This is a genomic window from Paenibacillus sp. FA6, assembly GCF_051550225.1.
In the GTDB taxonomy this organism is placed as follows: domain Bacteria; phylum Bacillota; class Bacilli; order Paenibacillales; family Paenibacillaceae; genus Paenibacillus_AQ.
Genome location: NZ_CP188820.1, coordinates 1,923,651 through 1,942,261, shown reverse-complemented (window position 1 = coordinate 1,942,261; position 18,611 = coordinate 1,923,651). Strand labels below are relative to the sequence as shown.

Annotated in this window: 14 protein-coding genes and 2 pseudogenes; 4 read left to right on the top strand and 12 right to left on the bottom strand. The window is 41.3% G+C overall.

All coding sequences use genetic code 11. The features are described 5' to 3' along the window. Window positions 1-2: 2 nt before the first annotated feature. Genes ACP8HI_RS09025 through ACP8HI_RS09015 form a run of 3 tightly spaced genes read right to left on the bottom strand, consistent with a single transcriptional unit; the run spans window position 3 to window position 2,473 of the window. Window positions 3-884 carry an ABC transporter ATP-binding protein gene (locus ACP8HI_RS09025; RefSeq protein ID WP_438350762.1) on the bottom strand — a complete coding sequence of 294 codons (882 nt, stop codon included), beginning with the start codon at window positions 882-884 and terminating at the stop codon, window positions 3-5. Then, window positions 865-1,815, bottom strand: a complete 951-nt coding sequence (locus ACP8HI_RS09020) for an ABC transporter ATP-binding protein (protein WP_438350761.1) — start codon at window positions 1,813-1,815, stop codon at window positions 865-867. The genes ACP8HI_RS09025 and ACP8HI_RS09020 overlap by 20 nt, the downstream gene beginning before the upstream one ends. A 13-nt stretch (window positions 1,816-1,828) precedes the next feature. After that, window positions 1,829-2,473: a TetR/AcrR family transcriptional regulator gene (locus tag ACP8HI_RS09015; RefSeq protein WP_438350760.1), complete on the bottom strand. Its 645-nt coding sequence runs from the start codon at window positions 2,471-2,473 to the stop codon at window positions 1,829-1,831. Window positions 2,474-2,647: 174 nt separating this feature from the next. Between ACP8HI_RS09015 and ACP8HI_RS09010 the strand changes: the two are divergent. Then, a pseudogene (locus ACP8HI_RS09010) lies at window positions 2,648-2,827 on the top strand (helix-turn-helix domain-containing protein); the annotation flags it as partial. 91 nt (window positions 2,828-2,918) lie between these two features. Here the strand turns inward: ACP8HI_RS09010 and ACP8HI_RS09005 are convergent. Next, window positions 2,919-4,622: an ABC transporter substrate-binding protein gene (locus ACP8HI_RS09005; protein ID WP_438350759.1), complete on the bottom strand. Its 1,704-nt coding sequence runs from the start codon at window positions 4,620-4,622 to the stop codon at window positions 2,919-2,921. A 187-nt stretch (window positions 4,623-4,809) separates the two neighbouring features. Here ACP8HI_RS09005 and ACP8HI_RS09000 point away from each other — a divergent pair, with 187 nt between their 5' ends. After that, on the top strand, window positions 4,810-5,670 hold the full coding sequence (locus tag ACP8HI_RS09000; protein WP_438350758.1) for a helix-turn-helix domain-containing protein: 861 nt from the start codon (window positions 4,810-4,812) through the stop codon (window positions 5,668-5,670). Between the two features lie 79 nt (window positions 5,671-5,749). On the opposite strand, the gene ACP8HI_RS08995 is transcribed toward ACP8HI_RS09000, so the two are convergent. Together ACP8HI_RS08995 and ACP8HI_RS08990 are read right to left on the bottom strand one after the other, a co-directional pair. Then, a complete protein-coding gene (locus ACP8HI_RS08995) occupies window positions 5,750-7,273 on the bottom strand; it encodes a glycoside hydrolase family 43 protein (protein WP_438350757.1) in 1,524 nt (507 codons plus the stop codon). A 190-nt stretch (window positions 7,274-7,463) separates the two neighbouring features. Continuing rightward, on the bottom strand, window positions 7,464-8,372 hold the full coding sequence (locus ACP8HI_RS08990) for an ArsR/SmtB family transcription factor (RefSeq protein ID WP_438350756.1): 909 nt from the start codon (window positions 8,370-8,372) through the stop codon (window positions 7,464-7,466). 174 nt (window positions 8,373-8,546) lie between these two features. Here ACP8HI_RS08990 and ACP8HI_RS08985 point away from each other — a divergent pair, with 174 nt between their 5' ends. After that, window positions 8,547-10,043, top strand: coding sequence for a glycoside hydrolase family 43 protein (locus ACP8HI_RS08985; protein ID WP_438350755.1), 1,497 nt, complete (start codon window positions 8,547-8,549; stop codon window positions 10,041-10,043). A gap of 165 nt (window positions 10,044-10,208) precedes the next feature. On the opposite strand, the gene ACP8HI_RS08980 is transcribed toward ACP8HI_RS08985, so the two are convergent. The 4 genes from ACP8HI_RS08980 to ACP8HI_RS08965 all read right to left on the bottom strand — a co-directional run bounded on the left by ACP8HI_RS08980 (window position 10,209) and on the right by ACP8HI_RS08965 (window position 15,137). After that, window positions 10,209-13,379 carry an ATP-binding cassette domain-containing protein gene (locus tag ACP8HI_RS08980; protein WP_438350754.1) on the bottom strand — a complete coding sequence of 1,057 codons (3,171 nt, stop codon included), beginning with the start codon at window positions 13,377-13,379 and terminating at the stop codon, window positions 10,209-10,211. Between the two features lie 276 nt (window positions 13,380-13,655). After that, window positions 13,656-14,396, bottom strand: coding sequence for a type I methionyl aminopeptidase (gene map / locus ACP8HI_RS08975; RefSeq protein ID WP_438350753.1), 741 nt, complete (start codon window positions 14,394-14,396; stop codon window positions 13,656-13,658). Between the two features lies 1 nt (window position 14,397). After that, on the bottom strand, window positions 14,398-14,814 hold the full coding sequence (locus ACP8HI_RS08970; protein ID WP_438350752.1) for an SRPBCC family protein: 417 nt from the start codon (window positions 14,812-14,814) through the stop codon (window positions 14,398-14,400). Continuing rightward, on the bottom strand, window positions 14,811-15,137 hold the full coding sequence (locus ACP8HI_RS08965; protein ID WP_438350751.1) for an ArsR/SmtB family transcription factor: 327 nt from the start codon (window positions 15,135-15,137) through the stop codon (window positions 14,811-14,813). Before ACP8HI_RS08965 ends, ACP8HI_RS08970 begins: the two co-directional genes overlap by 4 nt. A 150-nt stretch (window positions 15,138-15,287) precedes the next feature. On the opposite strand from ACP8HI_RS08965, the pseudogene ACP8HI_RS08960 reads away from it, so the two are divergent. Further along, window positions 15,288-15,413 (top strand): annotated as a pseudogene (locus ACP8HI_RS08960) (Tn3 family transposase); the annotation flags it as partial. Between the two features lie 87 nt (window positions 15,414-15,500). On the opposite strand, the gene ACP8HI_RS08955 reads toward ACP8HI_RS08960, so the two are convergent. After that, complete coding sequence (locus tag ACP8HI_RS08955; RefSeq protein ID WP_438350750.1) at window positions 15,501-17,570, bottom strand: iron ABC transporter permease; 2,070 nt, start codon at window positions 17,568-17,570, stop codon at window positions 15,501-15,503. Next, entirely contained in the window at window positions 17,567-18,589 is a 1,023-nt protein-coding gene (locus ACP8HI_RS08950) for an ABC transporter substrate-binding protein (RefSeq protein WP_438350749.1), read from the bottom strand. The genes ACP8HI_RS08955 and ACP8HI_RS08950 overlap by 4 nt, the downstream gene beginning before the upstream one ends. Window positions 18,590-18,611 lie beyond the last annotated feature (22 nt).

Sequence of the window (18,611 nt, the reverse complement as noted above, 5' to 3'; positions counted from 1 at the left end):
CTTTAGTATAGACTTCTAAAGTATTTTTCAAGTGTATACTTGTCTTCGGTAATAAACTTGATGCTATACCCTTTGAGCACTTTGAGAAGCGTATTGATATGACGATCATGTATCTTTACAACAACTTGATTATTAGTTTCACGTTTATCAGAAAAATCAAATGACTCTAATAAAAAACGTTGGTAATCCTCATGCGAAGTAAACTCCACTTTATAAGTCTTTTCTTCATTATGCTTAACCTCGATGGTTGATTTCACAGCGATCATTTTTCCATCTTTGATAAGAGCAACCTTGTCACAAGTATTTTCGACTTCTTCAAACATATGACTCGACATAAATATCGTTTTGCCTTTCTTCTTTTCTTCGTTTAATATATCAACAAATTCAGCTCTCATCAGAGGGTCAAGTCCCGTTGTTGGTTCATCCAGAATCAAAATATCAGGATCAGCCATTAAGGTAGCGACAATAGCAGTCTTCTGCTTCATTCCCTTTGACATTCTTTTTAAGTTAGCCGTTGGATCAAGTTGTAGTTTCTCTATGATTGTGTTCGCATAGGACATATCTTTGAGTCCTAACAACTCAGCTTGCCGTTTTAGGAATTCCGTTCCAGTTGGAGCATCGGGAAACGCGATCTCACCAGGAGTATAGCCTATCATTTTCTTTATCTCAGCCGAGTCTTTCCAGCAGTCCATTCCGTTTATTGTTACACTTCCGCTTTGCGGTTTTAAGAATCCCATCAAGTGACGAATCACCGTGGTTTTACCTGCTCCGTTCGTGCCGACAAAACCAAACACCTCGCCTTTTTCAATTGAGAGGTTGATGTTAAAAACGCCTCGTCCTTGGCCATAATCTTTTGTCATATTATTAATTTCTATTAATGACATTATTGTTGGTACCTCCCTCTGTATTAGAGTTCCGGTCATAAAACTTCATAAAGTAATCTTCAAGCGTAAACTTGATCTCAGCGAAGAACTTCAAATCAAAGTCTGATATGATGCTTATGCAACTGTTGATGTCTTTATCATTTACTCGTATTTCCGCTTGATTTTTGTGGCTTTTTAGAGAAATAACTTCAATACTATTAAAAAACTGAATTTCTCTACTGAAACGTTCAAACTCTTCTGTGGTAGTGAATTCGAATTCAAAAGATTTACTCTCATTGTGACGTAGTTCATCTGCAATAAAGGTTGAAATGATCCGTCCATCTTTAATAATTGATATTTTGTCACAGGTAGCGTCAATTTCATTGAAAATATGGCTCGATAGTAAAATCGTTTTGCCCTTCTCTTTTTCCTCTTTGATGAATTCAATAAACACATCCTGCATAATAGGATCAAGGCCACTTGTAGGCTCATCTAGAACAAGAACGGCGGGATTATGCATAAAAGCCGTTACAATAGCGAGTTTCCGCTTCATACCAAGCGACATGCGTTTTAAACTACTGGACGGATCAAGCTCAAATTTTGAAATTAAATAATTGGTGTGGGCCATATCATGTATCCCACGCAAATCGGCCATCATTTTAATAAACTGCGTACCCGTCAGTGATTCAGGTAATGCTATTTCGCCTGGCAAATACCCTAAATTCTTTTGAATATCACTGGCGCTCTCCCAGCTATTCAGTCCATTTACGAAGGTGTGCCCCATCTGAGGGCGAGAAAATCCCATGATATGACGAATCGTGGTCGTTTTCCCAGCTCCGTTTGGTCCTAAAAATCCGTAGACTTCACCTTTTTCAACTTGGAAAGAAACATCGAACACTCCCCGATTATGACCATAATCTTTGGTTAAATGCTCAATCTGCAATACTGACATAGTAAGACTCCTTTCAGACTATAGGATTTCTTATTCCATCCATTACAAAACGTACAACATTTTCAATTTCTTCTTCACTTATTGTATAGTCCTCAAACAAAGCAAACCTAGACACAAAGAAACCTCCTAAAACAGTCGCTAATAAAATTAAAACTTGATCTGTAGGCTTATCAATTAACTCCCCACTTTGCTTAAATTCTGTTACCATACGATTAAAAACCGGAGTTATATTTTTGATCAAATGTGGAAATATTTCTTTTTTGAGTTCATCCTTATAAATGACCTCCTTAACAAGAACACGAAATATCTCCTTATTCCCGTCAATAAAATCAATCCTATTCTTAAGGAATGCTCTTAAAAATTGCTCGAACGTCGTCGTATTCTCTGTTAAGATTTCACTAAAAACTTCATTGGCCATAGAGGGCAAAGAATCTTTAACAAACGGAAGAATAATCGAGAGTAAAAGCTTATCTTTTGTTCCGTAATGTTTAAAGATCGTACCTTCTGAGACTTCTGCCATTTTAGCGATCTCGGCCGTTGATGTATTCGCAAAGCCTTTTTCAGCGAACAACTTAATGGCTGTTTCAATAATTTTTCGCTGTTTTACTGTCTTCGTCTTTTGTGCAGCAATAAGCGTGTCAAAAAGATCATGCGTCATTTTACCACTCCTTTTTAAGGGTTAATTCACAAGGTGAGTGATTACTCACTCAAATGTATAACGCAAGATATGGAAAGTCAATTTTACCTGCATTCATCCTCCGATTCGTTCCGGTAAATTGCGGCAGAATATGTTCTATCGAGTGGCAAATACCCCCTCTCAATGTTACTGGTAGAGTCTGCAGATGTAGCTTTCAGAGTAGGATATGAAAGCACATCGCAGTTTAGCCGTGAATATTCCCGAATGTTTGGTTGTCCACCTAAGGCAGATATGAAACGACTAAGAGAGAAATTTGTTCCGCAATTATCTGATGAAGAAACCGTCACGGAATCAAATTTACAAATTTCACGCTAATGTCTATAGAATATGAAATTATAGGAAACATAAGCAGAAAGACCCGAACCTTTGCATGGTCGGGTCTTTCTGCAGAATCTTTAGTTTTTCATTACTGAACGTCCTTGTCAGTGAAGAGCGATACTCTTGCTTTGACCAATTCGGAATATTCGCTTTCCATTTTTTCTGCTCCAGCTTTGTTCAACTCATCAATAAAAGCATCATAAATTCTATCAAAATCAGCCGGTTTGGACATTATTGCTTCTGGAATCCGTTTGCGGATAATATCTTGTGTTTTCTGAAAAATAACTTGATAGTCTCCCTCTGTTGGAACCTGCATATTGTATAATGCTCCCCACTCTTTGACAGGAAATTCATCTTCGCTTGGGAACAAATCTTTCCAGGTTGTCGCGTTATAAGCTGCTAAAGTTTCTTTCTCGACATCAGAGTAACTGGCGATGATTTGTTCCGGGAAGTTGGTTGTATAATAGTTATCCGTGGAATCTTTAACGCCGTCTCCATAGCGCGCTCCAAAGAGGGAGTATAGACCGATACCACTTTCTTTCGTGAAATTGGCCGCATCATTTACTTTTTGGTCAAGAATATCATCAGGTATTACACGATTCCCATTCTCAACATGATATTGCTTGCCTTCAATTCCCCAGTTTCTCAGCACTTGACCTTCTTCGGAGGATAACCAGTCAAGGAACTTGATCGCGCGGATTGGATCTTTAGCAGCGGTTGTAATGCTGATGCCGTACCCGTCAACACCGACGGACTGCAAAGAGTGATCTTTATACTGCTCATTCAATGTCACTGGGAAGTGCCCATAAGTGTACTCGTCTTTACCTTCGGCTTTCAAGGCATTTTCAGCGTCCTGGTATTCCCATTCCACAGAGGAGAGACCCAGTACACGTCCACTAGCAATTTTAGATTTATACTGATCTTCTTTTTGGACAAAAGAATCTTTGTCAAGCAGACCTGTATCATACATATGATTTAACCAGCGGAAGTAATCTTTTTCTTCCGGACGTTTAAAGTGAAGCATAGCTTCATAAGTATCCGGGTTTACATAGTACTCTCCGTCATTTGTTCCACCCGTTGTCACATCGGCCTGATTGGTTACGGTAATCATGATCTTCCAGTCATCGGCGTTTAGTAAAAATGGAATGGTAGGTAATCCATTCGTTGTCGGATGTTTGCTCATATATTCTTTGAGTACGTTTTCAAAATCTTGTACCGTTCTAATTTCTGGATACCCCAATTCTTTTAATACCCGAAGCTGGACCTCAAAACCGTTGGTAACATCAAAGTTCTGTTGATCTACACCAATGTTGGTCGGAATAGAGTAAATTGCTGGATCATCCAAGCTGTATTTCATGCGATTCATATTATTACTCATCACTTTTTTAATATTGGGAGCATGCTTATCGATAAGATCTGTCAGATCAATTATCGCTTCGGCATCAACTAGTTTGTTTAGTTCGCCTTTGCCGTATACCATATCCGGGTAATCGCCGCTAGCCGCCATCAAAGCAATTTTGGTTTGTCCACCGCCGCTACCTACATCATATTCCGCATTTATAGTAACACCAGTTTTTGCAGTAATTTCTTGACCAACATCATCCTGCATATTGTTCCAGCTAGGACTGGCATCAGCGCCAAAGAAAGAAAACGTAATCGGACTTGTATCGTCTGCGCTACTGTCAGACTCGCTACTCACGGAATTCTTTCCCGAACTACTGCAACCTGCCGAAACAAGCATTGCACCCGTTAGAAACAGCATTCCAAATCTTTTGGATAAGCTTTTCTTCATCTCATTTTTCCCCCTTATTTTTAGTGGAATATGACTTTACTACTCCCAATGAAGAGCATCATATTCATTTGATGTTACGCTATTACCTTGTTCATTTTATCTATAAATTTGATGGATAACCTTGATTTTTAGGTCATTAAATAGCATGATATAGACATAATACAATTTTCTTGAAGGTGGGAATTGATTGAGTAATGTATATTTGAACTGGTTTACGAGGGATGAGGATTTCCCCTTTTTCATTCAATATGGAGGGCATGAGGAGGACATTTCTTTTCACAAACATGTAGACTTTTCTGAACTGGTCATTGTGCTTAATGGACATGCAACTCATATCGTCAATAACGAAGAATCATTTATAAAAAAGGGAAATGTTTTTGTCATTAATGGCGGAACTCCACATGCTTATAAGTCCCCATATGAATTCAAAATTTGTAATATTATGTACAAACCTGAAATGCTCAATTCTGCCGGTTCAGATCTACGAACGTTAAATGGTTTTCAGGCTCTTTTTATTTTGGAGCCGTTTTATCGCAGTATTAATCCTTATAAAAGTAAACTTAACATGTCGATCATAAGCCTGGAGTATGTCTCATCCCTCATTTCATACATGATTAAAGAATACGAAGAAAAAGTTCACGGTTATAAAACGATGCTCGCTTCCCGGTTTATGGAGCTTGTCGTTTATTTATCAAGACAATATGACTATCAGGAGAAAGGTGCAGATAGCAGTCTGATGCACCTAGCAAATGCGATTTCTTTCATTGAGGATCACTATCTTGATCAAGTAACACTGGATGAAATCGCGGCCAAATCAGATATATCCGTTAGACATTTAAACCGAATATTCCGAGCATACTATCTGACAACGCCGATTGCTTATCTTCAACGTCTTCGTTTAGAACGGGCCTGCACGTTGTTAAATCAAACTAGTCTTTCAATTACGGAAATCTCATACGAGTGTGGATTTAATGACAGCAATTACTTCACACGTCAATTCAAAAAAACGTATGACATGTCTCCTAAATCCTTTAGAAATAAAAAGTAAATACGTTAATCTCCCACTCCTCATAAAAAAAGCAGCTGGCTCTACTGAGCCGCTGCAGCGATCGCTTTAAATTTGTTGTTTATTGCTCCATTAATTCAACCGGCTCATAATCGAACCAATCAAATAACGCAGGCGTGGATTGTTCCGTTTCAGAGGTTGCATACATGGCGACAAATACCCCAGTAAAACCTCCTGCCATTTCTGTGCTAAGAAAATGAGTTTCTCCCCACCCCATTTCGATCGGTTCAATTTCTGGAGTGCAGATTGAAGCTATAATCTTATCGGGGAGAGCTTGAATTTGAAGTACAATAGGTCCCTCCGGACAATCACGGATTTCTTCTACTTTCAGAGAACCGACAGTTCGCCGAAAGACTATCATTTTACGTCCTTGTATAGACCTTACCGCAAGGTCATAATGGTGTTTTTGGTTCATATATACGGTTAATCCTGCCTCTTCCCCATCATTCAGCGGTTCAAAATCCATCTTCGCTTCCATCTTGCATGTGAAGTGACTAAGACGTCTGCCCACAAAAGCGGGAGAACCAATCTCATTCAAAGACGTTTGTTGCCCATGCAGTACTAGGTATCCTGGTCGTTCCTGCAATGACCAGCTGCTCTGAACCGGGTTTCTTAAAAAAGTCCAATCCAAGCCTAGCTTTGAATCGTCAAAGTTGTCTCTGATCGGCTTCTCAGGCCACTGCACCTCGGGTAGATTCGGTGCCTCCATGACTGTTTCGATATGCGTGTTATTGCCGATTACCGGCCAACCATCAGATGTCCAGCTTACAGGAGCAAGATATACCTCTCTGCCCAAATGATGAGCCATAGGATATGAGACCGGTCTGATTCCCAAGCAGACAGCCCACCAGCTCCCGTCCTGAGTCTCGATCAAATCTGCATGACCTGTTGCATGTATGCTACTTTCCATGCTTCTGTTCGAGAGAATAGGATTATTTGCATAAGATTCATAGGGTCCAAATGGATGTTTGCTTCTTGCGATTGTCTCCATATGTCCATATTCTGTGCCACCTTCAGCGATCATCAAATAATAGTAACCGTTTATTTTGTACACGTGAGGGGCTTCAGGATAAGCGCCGCCACTTCCTTTCCATAACAGGCGGCTCTCTGTCAGCATGCTGCCGGTTTCAATATCGATTTCACACTGATAAATAGCATGACCCTGATCGCCGGTGCGGGAAGACTGAAAGTATACGCGTCCGTCATCATCAAATGTTAGCGATGGATCTATTCCGTCCTGTGCAACAAGTATCGGATTTGACCATGTTTCTGCTGGGTTTTTCGTTTTAACAAAGAAATTCCCGACTCCGCTTACGTTCGTTGTCGCCATATAAAACCAGCCGTTATGATAACGGATTGTCGGTGCGAAGATCCCTCCTGAACTCCATGAGTTAGCTAATGGCAACTGCTCCTCTGTTGTAAGGCAATGACCGATCTGACGCCAGTGGACAAGATCTTTGCTATGAAAAATGGGTACTCCAGGAAAATATTCAAATGTACTTGTGACCAAATAATAATCGTCACCAGCTCGGCAAATGCTGGGGTCCGGATGAAAGCCCGGTATTACGGGATTAGTATACTGCATATAACCGCACTCCTGTCTATTTTATCGTTAGACTACAAAAACATTAGATAAACTCATGTTTAAAACCACATTCATTGTAATTCAAACTAAGATAGTAAACCTTCATTTTCAAGTCTCATAAGTAGCATTATTTAGACATAGGATCGCCTGAGGCGGTTGTCCGTTAAGAGTGCTTTGTATCGGTTATGATTTATTCCTTAATGTATACACGAATTTTAATATCCTGATCATGATTACCGAATCCAGCCCCATAGAGCGTCAATCCACCAACGTTTTCTGAATTCTCGTCAACCGCGAAACGAAGCGACCAGAATTGTTCCTTTAGCTGGATATCCTCAACAGTTACGTCCGACATCCACTCACCATCTATAAATGTTCCCAAGGCATCAATGCGAATTGTCTTCAATAATCCGTATTGATTCACATTTCGATGCCACCATTCCGGCGTATATTTGCCGCGCGCCGCTCTTCCGAAATCTGCTGGGCTTGTCCAGGTTCCAAGCAATACACCGTTAAACGTGAATTGGATATCCGAAGGCCAGTAATCTCGGAGGCCGGGCGCCTCAGAAGCAATTTCCATTGAAATTTCAATAGCATTAGCGGTTTGATTGGGAAGAATATAGTTAGGCGTTTTGTACTCGACATAGCCTCTCCCAAACCACAGGATGGAAGCGTGAACCCGCTCGGGATCGAGAAAATAGCGCGGGTCGTCCCAAATCCCGATTTCCTTCTCACGGGTTCCGAGCCCGCAAGTAGGGTAAACTTCAAAAGCGGTATAATGACCGACTGAAATCGTCTGCTCTGCTAACCTCGCAGTCCGGCTGGCGGTTGGGAGCTCAATTTCGACACTCTTATGTTTAAGGAAACACATTTTGTGCGTACCTCCATTTTTACGTACCCTGCGGCTTCCAATTAGTTCGGCTACCTCTAGCTTTCGGATGTGCATGGTAACGATAGATGGGCTAAGCTCTAACTTTGCCGCAATTTCCTTTACATTCATTTCGTTATCGGCAATGAGGTTCATAATTCTCCATCTAATTTCACTTGCCAACGCTTCGTATAAAGCAATGAATTTTGGTTCATCGTTCGCTTTTATCATAAACATAATCACCTGACTCATAGTTATTGAATTCACATATATATTATTTTAATAAATATAAAGAAAACTATCAACCTAGTTGCATTGAAAGTTTTTGCTCAATAGTGTTTAATTTTCTTAGATTGTAATCACAATGAATTCTTATTTATATAAATTTAAAGAAGAGGTGGACAAATGAACTACAATAACCCAATCATTAAAGGCTTCTACCCCGACCCAAGCGTTTGCAAAGTGGACGACACCTATTATTTGGTCTGCAGTTCCTTTCAGTATTTCCCTGGTGTTCCGATTTTTGAAAGCAAAGATCTGATAAATTGGACTCAAATCGGTCATTGTCTAACTCGAAAAAGCCAGATTCAGTTGGGCACCGTAGACAGTTCCGGAGGTGTATTTGCCCCCACTCTGCGTTATAACAATGGTCGATTCTATATGACGACCACAAATGCCACAATACAACAAAACTTCTATGTCTGGACTGACGATATTTACGGCGAATGGTCTGAACCAATCTACGTCGACCAGGGCGGGATCGATCCGGATATATATTTTGAAGATGGAACAACATATTTCATGAGCAATGGGACAGACGATTACGGAGTTGGCGGTATCATCCAATGCGAAATTGAAATTGAATCTGGCAGGAAGTTAACGCCAAGTCGTTCGGTCTGGCAAGGTACAGGAGGACGTTATTTGGAAAGTCCTCATCTTTACAAAATAAATGGAATATATTACTTGATGGTATCTGAAGGTGGAACGGAGTATGGCCATATGGTCACTTATGCGCGTGGAAATTCACCTTCCGGCCCCTTCGAAGCCTATGCGAATAATCCCGTGCTGACCAATCGTAATTTAGGCGGGTACGAGCTGCAAGGAGTCGGCCACGGCGATCTGACTCAAGACCAGGAAGGTAATTGGTGGATCATTCATCTCGGATTCCGCCAGACCGGAAAGTATCTAACGTTTCATCACTTGGGACGCGAAGTTTTCCTGACTCCAGTTATTTTTGGCGAAGACGACTGGTTTACGGCAGGTCATGAAGGTACCACTCTTATGAGTTTCGAGACAGATCGTATCTCTAGAACAATCATTCAACAAGAGAAAAAAGTCTATACGTTCGAAAACACGGATTGGAATCTGGACTGGTGTTATCTTCGTCATCCGGTTGCAGAACATTATCTGTTGGAATCCGATAAGCTAAAGCTTAAAGGAACCGGAGTAACAATAGATGTTCCGGCATCCCCGACATTTATAGGTATTCGTCAAAAAGATTTCAACGCGGTCATTTCATGCGAGATCAGTCTTACCAGTGGTGAAGCTGGCATTACTCTTTATATGGATGAAAACCACCATTATGATTTAGCCTTGCGTAACCATCAACATGGATACGAAGTCATCGAACGCCTTAATATCGGAGAAATCAAATCAACTGAAAAAGCTATAGATCTGGGCCATTGCAATCATGCTACATTGGTTATTAAAGCCACTCCTACTCTTTATCACTTCTATGTTCAGATTGGAGATACTGAAACGTTACTTGGATCTGCGCAAACGAAATATCTCTCTTCAGAAGTAGCGGGAGGATTTACAGGTGTACTTATTGGTTTATATGCCACTGGAGAAAGCCCTGATTATAATGCAGTGTTTTCACGTTTTAGCTGCGAGTATTATTAATACTCCTATTCGAGCACTCCAGAAGTTTCATTTAATCATTTACCAACAAATCCCACCTCATAATAGCATAAAAACTCATTTGCAATTTAGTATTGCAAATGAGTTTTCTTCACTAACTGACATCTAGCTCTGTATTAAAATATTGTTTGTTTCAATCATTCTAATTTAATTATTTCCCTCAAGGAATTGGTGAATCGCCATCATTTCTTGTTTATTCAACTCACGAATACGCTTGAAAATCGGAATATCTGCAACAGCCTCAAGATTTAAGCTTTCAGCAACAACATCACTTACATTGCCAGTTAGCCATGTTTGCACGTCTATGCCATCAACGATTTCCTTACGACCTTCATCATTGATGCCACTTGCATAACAACTAACACATGGTATCGTTAATTTATATACACCATCATGGAGCCCATCTTCTGATATGACTTTCTTTCCTTTACAGAATGGACATGGATGACTTGCTTTAACCTTATTGATTAGGGTGACAATTTTTTTGTAACCAAACGCTTCATACACATAGGTCAGTTTTTTGTATTTTCCATTGGTGAAATACTTATCAATGATGTTTTCTCTCGTTTCGGTGATATTAGCAAAATCACAGATGGTGATCACATTATTCATGCTGATGGATTCGATACTGCTGCTAATACTGCCCCAGAATGGCAGTGCGTTTTGTAGAACCATTTCATAGTGAGCAAAGCTTGCCAGCTCTAGTTCAAGTATTTTCAGCGCGCCTTGTGTTTCTCTAGGCAATAGAGAAACATCTTCCGTCAGAACCATATCGCCGCCGACAATGGCTTTTATTTTTTCTATTCCCTGTACCTTCCCAACGGTTTTCATCACTTGGTCAATCGGCATTTGAATAATATCGCGAATATCCGTGTCGCCAAATTTTAGCTTTTTATGATGATTTAGCACCGTTCCTTGACAAATTGGACAGGTAATCATTTCTTTGGATTCTTTCATTTGCTCTTTAATAATCGATTTCGATATGAAGATATAACGCCCAAGGATGAGATTAAATCCTTCCCAAGTTCTTGATGCCTTGCCTGCTTTATCATAGAATGACTTTTCCCAATACCCGTATAAATAGGTATGCTTTTCGGCTTCTGTCATCTCGTTATAACTTTTGCTCATATCATGACCGAGCTCATTCTTAATCTCATCAAAGATGAATTCTAATTTTGAAAATTGATAGAACTTTAATACCTCCATCACATCTGGATGCAATTGACCATCCCAGAATGGTACCGTTTTGTCCTGCATAACAACATCATAATCAAATTTTTCAATCACCTGGCGGCCCGAGCAGCATGGACAATGATTGTCTTGGCGATAGAAATCGAAGCTATTCGTATCTTTATTCGTTGGATGTGTCGCCACAATATGGTTGATCAAGCCACCCATTTCATAGAGAAAACTATATTGACTGTACAAGTGCCGCTCCAGATCAATAGCGATGACGGGTACAATGGTTTCGGATTCGTATTCACCATAAATCAGTCGGGCCATGGATGATAAGCTTTTTAAGATGCCACCCTTATAGACGTTTTCTGCATTTTTGAAATAGGAAATTTGATTTTCCTTTAAGTAGTTAATTCCATTTTGTTGATTGAGAGTTGAAGAAATTTGCAACGGAGCCACACTATCCGTACTGTTTTGTTGACGAACATAATCATCATGACTGACAACATCAAGATGCTCCACAGGTGCAAGCTGTCTCTTACCAAAATCAACGATGAAATCAGAGTTTTCTAGCATATACGAATGATGTTCTATCATTATTATGGAGACAGATTCATCCTGCAGAATGACCCTAATGCTATCAATGAATTGATTTAAAATATTTTGTGATAAACCTTTGGATGGTTCGTCAAAAATAAATAGGGTACGTGGGTTTCTTGAGCCCGCAAACAGCTCAGAAACTAAATGGACACATTGAAATTCACCAGTCGATAAAGACTGTGTTTTTCTTTCCAAAGTCAAATAACCAAGTCCAAGTTTGATTAATAAGCTTAAGCGTTTATGAGCGATATCTTCATTTGGCAGTTCACCAATAATATCTTCAATAGAACGCTCGAAAATATCATCAATATCTTCACTATATTTTGTGAGCTTCCTTTTAATATCAAGAAATGTTGCAACGGTTGACCGACTGGTAATTGATTGGTTTCGATCTTGCCCTACTATTACTAGTTTATCTTTAGGATATCGCTTCAGAAAATCGTTGGCCATACATTCATTGACCAGTGTAGATTTACCACATCCAGACTCACCCGTAAACGTTACAAGTCTATTTTGGGGCATCTGAATTTCGGCCATTTGAATATTACGACAGTAAAGATTATGAAATTGATAGTATTCAGTTGGCATTTCCTGATTTCGTTCCCAAGTGATTGGTTGTGGACGTGGTGATTCATCCACAATTTTCCCGCCGTATTTACCACTACCAGGTCCAAAGAACAAGTGCTCGTCCGTGATGTCGAGCACCGTATCAGAATGATCAATCAGCCAAATTTGATTCTTATATCCCAATTGTTTAATCTCCGCTAAAATTTTCAATAGGGTTTGGTGATCAAGACCCACAGAGATTTCATCAATAATAATAACCGTATTTTCACTTGTTGCCATGAACTCTGCCAAGTAAAGCCGTGTTAACTCTCCACCTGACAATGTCCCCATAATACGATTTAATGTTAAGTAACCAATATTCATATTGATTATATTGTTGAGAATATTCTGCTTCGCTTCACTAATATGTAAAACTTCAGCTAATGAAAGAATGGATTCAATACTAAAGTCGTTGATATCGGAAATACTTTGTGCTTGATCAAATAATTCCATTTTATATTGTTCAACTTCTTGATTATATCGCTTCCCCTTACACTTTTTACATTCGACATTTTTAGTCGTTCCGCGACCTTTACAATCAGGACACCAGCCTAATTCATTATTAAATGAAAACACTTCAGGAGAAAGATTATATTTGTCAGCAAGAGTAACACGAATCTCTGTAAACACGCCCGTATGTGTGCCAATGGTTGAACGTGGATTTGAAGAAATAGATGCTCTACCTAGAAAAAGTACAAGTGGCATTTCTTCCATCTGTATAGCACTGAAATTGGTTTCCATAATATTAGGAAATAAATACTGATATTCAGCCTTTGGCAATAAGGAAACGAGACGCTTCTTGGATTCTTCACCAATGGTTTGACAAAAAGTTGTTTTACCCGATCCAGACAACCCAGCAATTCCTAACGATTTATCTACTGGTAGTACTGCATCTAATTTATTAATATTGTTCGCAATTAATTGATTTATTTTCAAAGTGATGTCCTCTCCATTCTCAAAATATAGTATTGCCATGTTAGTAAAACTTCAAATGAATTTGTTATTTAACTCAATCCTTTATTCCATTAAAAATGACGCTTTTCGTGTTCCGGAAAAGCGCCCTTATCATAAAGAAAGAGCACAATTCTTGCTTCGGAATTGCGCCCTATTGTTGCAGAATGGTTTTTTTGTATAAAACGATTAATATTATTACAAAGCCAGAGAAGGGATTACCTCCGTCCGGGCGTTGACAGCTATCCATTTATGCTTGAATTAAAGTGTGACAATAATCGGACCATTTTTAGTAAGGATAATCGTATGTTCCAATTGAGCTACATAGCTTTTTTCTGTAGCATAGGTCCAGCCGTCTTCCTTTTGGAATACTTCTTCTTCAAAGGTTGAGATAAATGGTTCGAATGCGATAACCATGCCTTCCTTTAATAATTCATCATCCGATGTATCATTATAGTTATAAATATGGTCAGGTGCTTCATGTATTGCACGTCCAACGCCATGTCCTGTAAGGTTTTTGATAACAGTTAATCCATGCTGTCTGGCTGTTTGGAATACTACTTTTCCGATCCCACTTTTTTTGGAACCGGGTTTTGCTTTCTTAAGACCTGCTTCAAAAGCCTGTTTAACAACGTCGCATATTTTCGTTAATATTTCTTCTCCTTCGCCTACTACAAACGAGATTCCCGTATCTGCGAAATAACCGTTCTTGGAGCCAGAAACATCTATATTTACTAGATCCCCTTCATGAATAACCCTTTGACCCGGAATACCATGTGCCACTTCTTCATTAACACTAATGCAAGTATAGCCTGGAAAATCATATTCACCTTTTGGAGCTGAAACTGCCCCTGCTTTCTCTAACATCTCTCCAGCTATTTCATCAAGTTCTTTGGTAGTTATGCCAGGAGTTGTTCTTTGTACCAATTCATCTCTAATAGAGGCAACAATTTTTCCGATTTCCTTCAAACCAATAAAATCTTCTTCTGTTTTTGCAATCATTTTACAGTCCTGCTAACACTGTTTCGAGCTGATCGCCCATGTTCGTCCAAGCATATTTAGCTCCCTCGATCGCTCCAGGGCGAGCTTTTGTTGCTTCACTAAATCCAAATTGATCGAGATGTAGATGGACAGCTCCATCTAAGCCTTCTTTCACAGTCCACGTAATAGTAGTACTTTCTCCGGCACTTAACCAAGTATAAGATAATGTATGAGGCTCATCCACTACGAGTACCTCGGAATCTACAATTCCATCCCACCATTCATTTGGCTCAGCTCGGAATTGAAATTTATGTCCTACGACTGGTTTAAAGTCATTTTTCCATATCCATCTCGCAAGAGTATCCGAATCTGTTAAAGCGTTCCATACCTGCTCGATTGAACTTGTAAATTGAAAATCTAATGATACATCTGGTTTCATTGTTTTTCCTCCAATATAAGTTTTAATTTAACCATTCTTTCTTTCCAGAAACCTTCGTAAAAAGATACCCAATCTTGAATTTCTTGGAGCGGAGTGGCATTCAATCGATACCTTGTTTCCCTACCGACCTTTCGAGCGATTACAAGATTGGCATCTTTAAGGATAGCCAAATGCTTAGAAACTGCTGTACGACCCATTTGAAAATGAACCGTTATCTCATATAGTGGTAATTCTTCAACATCTGCCAACATTTGAAGTAATTGTCGTCTTGTTGGATCGGCAACAGCGTCATAAACATCCCTCACCTGACTCTTTTCGTTCAAAATCCCCCCCACCTATTCATTAATATTTCCTGTATGTCACCGATTAAACTTCATAATAACCTAATAAGACACCTTTTGTTGTCTTAACGATTATAGGACACCAAAAGGTGACGTGTCAAGTTCTCTTGCTATCCCATTATCTGGCCCTTTATAGGTTTTTATTCAAGACAAGACAGCTTAGCTACAGCCTTACGTGAGATGGGACGAATAGAAAAAACAATCTTTATTCTTAATTACATTTCAGATGAATCTTTAAGGATAAAAATACAAGAAGGATTTCCTCCCAGTCCGTAAATCAAAAAGTCCTGATGTATCAAAGATATCTTGATCATCAGGACTAAGCTTTCATCTTCGTTAAACGTTCTACCCTTTTCTGACAAGCGTGCGGTACATTAGAAACAGGAAATATGGAGCTCCAATCAGCATAATAATTAGACCTGATGGAATCTCTTTTGGGGCCATTATGGTTCTTCCGACCGTATCCGCAATGACGAGCAGCAATCCGCCAAGCAGTCCTGACAAAATAATGGACCGTCTCGTGTTATGCCCGATCATCATCCGCACCACATGCGGCGCCATGAGCCCTAGAAACCCAATCGTGCCTACGCTTGCAACGGCTCCCGATGCAAGCAAAACACCGAGAATCATCGCAGAAAGCCGCGTTCCCCGGACCGACAAGCCAAAACCAGTGGAACTCTCATCGCCAAACGCCAGCAAATCTAATCTTCGTCCCAAATAGTAAGCAATCGGCACAAGTACAAGCAGAAATATAAACAGGCTATAAAACTGGTCCCAGCCTCGTCCATAGGTCGAACCCGTAAGCCAAATTAAGGAACTGCTGCTATAGAGACTTGCCTTCACAATCATGACCTGTATGCCCGCAGAGCCGATTGCCGATACGGCAATTCCGAGCAGGATGAGAACGGATGGATTCAAGGATCTGCGCCATGCCAGAAAAAACACAATGGCTGCTGCGACAACCCCACCCGCAATGGCCGCAAAGGGAAGAGCAACTATCGTCAATGCGGGCCATGCGACCAGCACGATCATCGCGCCAAGCCCGGCACCAGAGGTCACTCCGATAATGGAGGCGTCAGCCAGCGGATTCCGGACAGCGCTTTGAATTAAGACACCGCTAATGGCAAGCGCGATACCACCTACAGCCGCTACGAGTGTACGCGGAAGCCGTAAATTCAGCAGGACGGAATACGATTGATCTCCCCCGCCAACAAGACTGCCCAGCAAATCACTGACCGGTATTCTCGTTCCCCCAAGCGACAAGCTCACGAGGATGATAACGAGGAGCAGCACGGTCATGAATATCGCAGTCAGAGAAAAACGCATACGCAACGATGCTCCTCCTATACTCATGGATGACTGCCCGGAACCTGAGCCGGATATATTTTTCATCTTGGTGAGTACCAGCCAAATAAGCCAAGGCGCTCCAATAATAGCCATGACCGCACCGACTGGCAACTCTCCCACATTGCTCCGCACCATACGTGCAATCGTATCCGCTGCTGTAATGAGCAGCGCTCCCCACAAGGCGCTTGCTGGAATAAGCAGGCGATGCTTACGGATACCGCTAAGCCGGACAAGATGGGGTGCGACCAGACCGACAAAGCCGATCGGTCCGACGACACTAACCACGACCGCAGCCATTAACACCGATATGCCGAGGCCCACTGCCCGTGTTAACCCCACACGCTGTCCGAGTGAGCGGGCGGTTGATTCATCGAGCTCAAGCGCATCGAATTGTCTGCCTGCGAACACCCCTACCCCAAGCAGTACAAGGATAAAAGGCCAGGCATATCGGACACCGTCCCAGTTCAGCTGAATCAGGGAACCCGAGCCCCATAAAAATAAATTTTGCGTTTCCGTCTTATTGAAAATATGTATACCCGATGTAAACGCTCCAAGCACCATGGAGACAATCATACCTGATAATGCTAGTCTAACAGGCGTAGCTGTCTTGCCTCCGCTTAGGATATAGGCAGCAAGTGCCGCCAGCAGTCCCCCTGCAACTGCCAGCAAAAATGGGAACTGCTGCTGTGTAGCCGGGAATGCAACCATACCAAGGACAACCATAAAGTAAGCACCGGCATTAATCCCGAGTGTATCTGAGGAAGCGAGCGGGTTCTTCGTTATGGTTTGCAATAAAGCGCCGGCCGCAGCAAGGGCTGCCCCAGCTAGAATGCCAATAACCGTACGCGGCATCCGGATATCCCAGAGCAGATTATGCTCCATCACATCTCGGCGGTTCAGTAATCCCTCCAATACGGCTGCTGCTGGGATGTTGGCCTCTCCGAATCCGAGGCTTAGAACGAACAGAACGAAAAGGACGGCAATGCCGCCCCCAAATATTCCAATTACCCGCCAAGTCATTCCGATTGAGGTTTCTTTGCTGCTGTTCTCGTTCATCAAAGTACTCATTTCGTTAATATATTTACGACTTCATCCACGATAACTTTGGAGGAAATCGGACCGCCGAACACCCAGGTCGCGCTGTCTAATCCGAAGGTGCGTTTTTCCTTAACGAAGGTAAGGCCCTTCCAAACGGAATTATCCTTCAGTTCGTTCGAGAAAATATCATCATCCTTTTGGACGATATAGATCAGATTAGTATCCTGAACTGCAGGCAACGCTTCAATCGTCGATGTGCTGAATCCGTACATCTCGAAATTTTCGGGTGTCCAGTCATTCTTCAGGCCAATCCGATCCAACGTTTGTACAGCAAGTGAGTTATTGGTAAAAAGACGCATCGTCGCTGCATTCTGATAGCTGTATGCCTGCGTCAGCACATAATTCAAGCCTTCCTTACCTGCAGCGGCCAGCTTCGCCTTTGCATCCTCATAATGCGCATCCAAATCAGCGAGGACCTTGTCGCCTTCCGCAGTTTTGCCGACAGCCGCTGCTATCGTTTTGAAGGTATCTTCCATCTGCGTGTATTGATCGCCCTGTCCTTCGAGCGGGTACAGACTGAAAATCAGTGTTGGTGCAATACCTTTCAATTGTTCATAAATCGCTTCGTGACCACCGGTATTAGCAATAATCAAATCCGGTTTTAACGCAGCAATCGTCTCCAGATTCGGCTCGTCGCGCGAACCGACATCCGTCACCCCTGCATCCAACGGTGCTTCAGAAGTCACATAGAGCTTATAATTTTCGTTATCGGCATTCCCCGCCGGCTGCACGCCGAGCGCAATAATATCTTCCGTAAATGTCCACTCTAGTACTACAACTTTTTGCGCGGGCTTATCCAGCTTAAGCTCGCCTTTAGCATCTTTCAGTATAATAGGATCGCCTGAAGCTTCACTGCCAGCATTTGCAGCGGTGGCAGTGCCGGTTGCTCCTTCGTCAGTTGCCGGACTATTTGTTTGGTTAGATCCGCATCCCGCTGCAACCAGCGTGAAAACGATAACCATTAGTAAACTCAATAACTTTTTGTACATTGTTATTTCCCCCTGATATTTA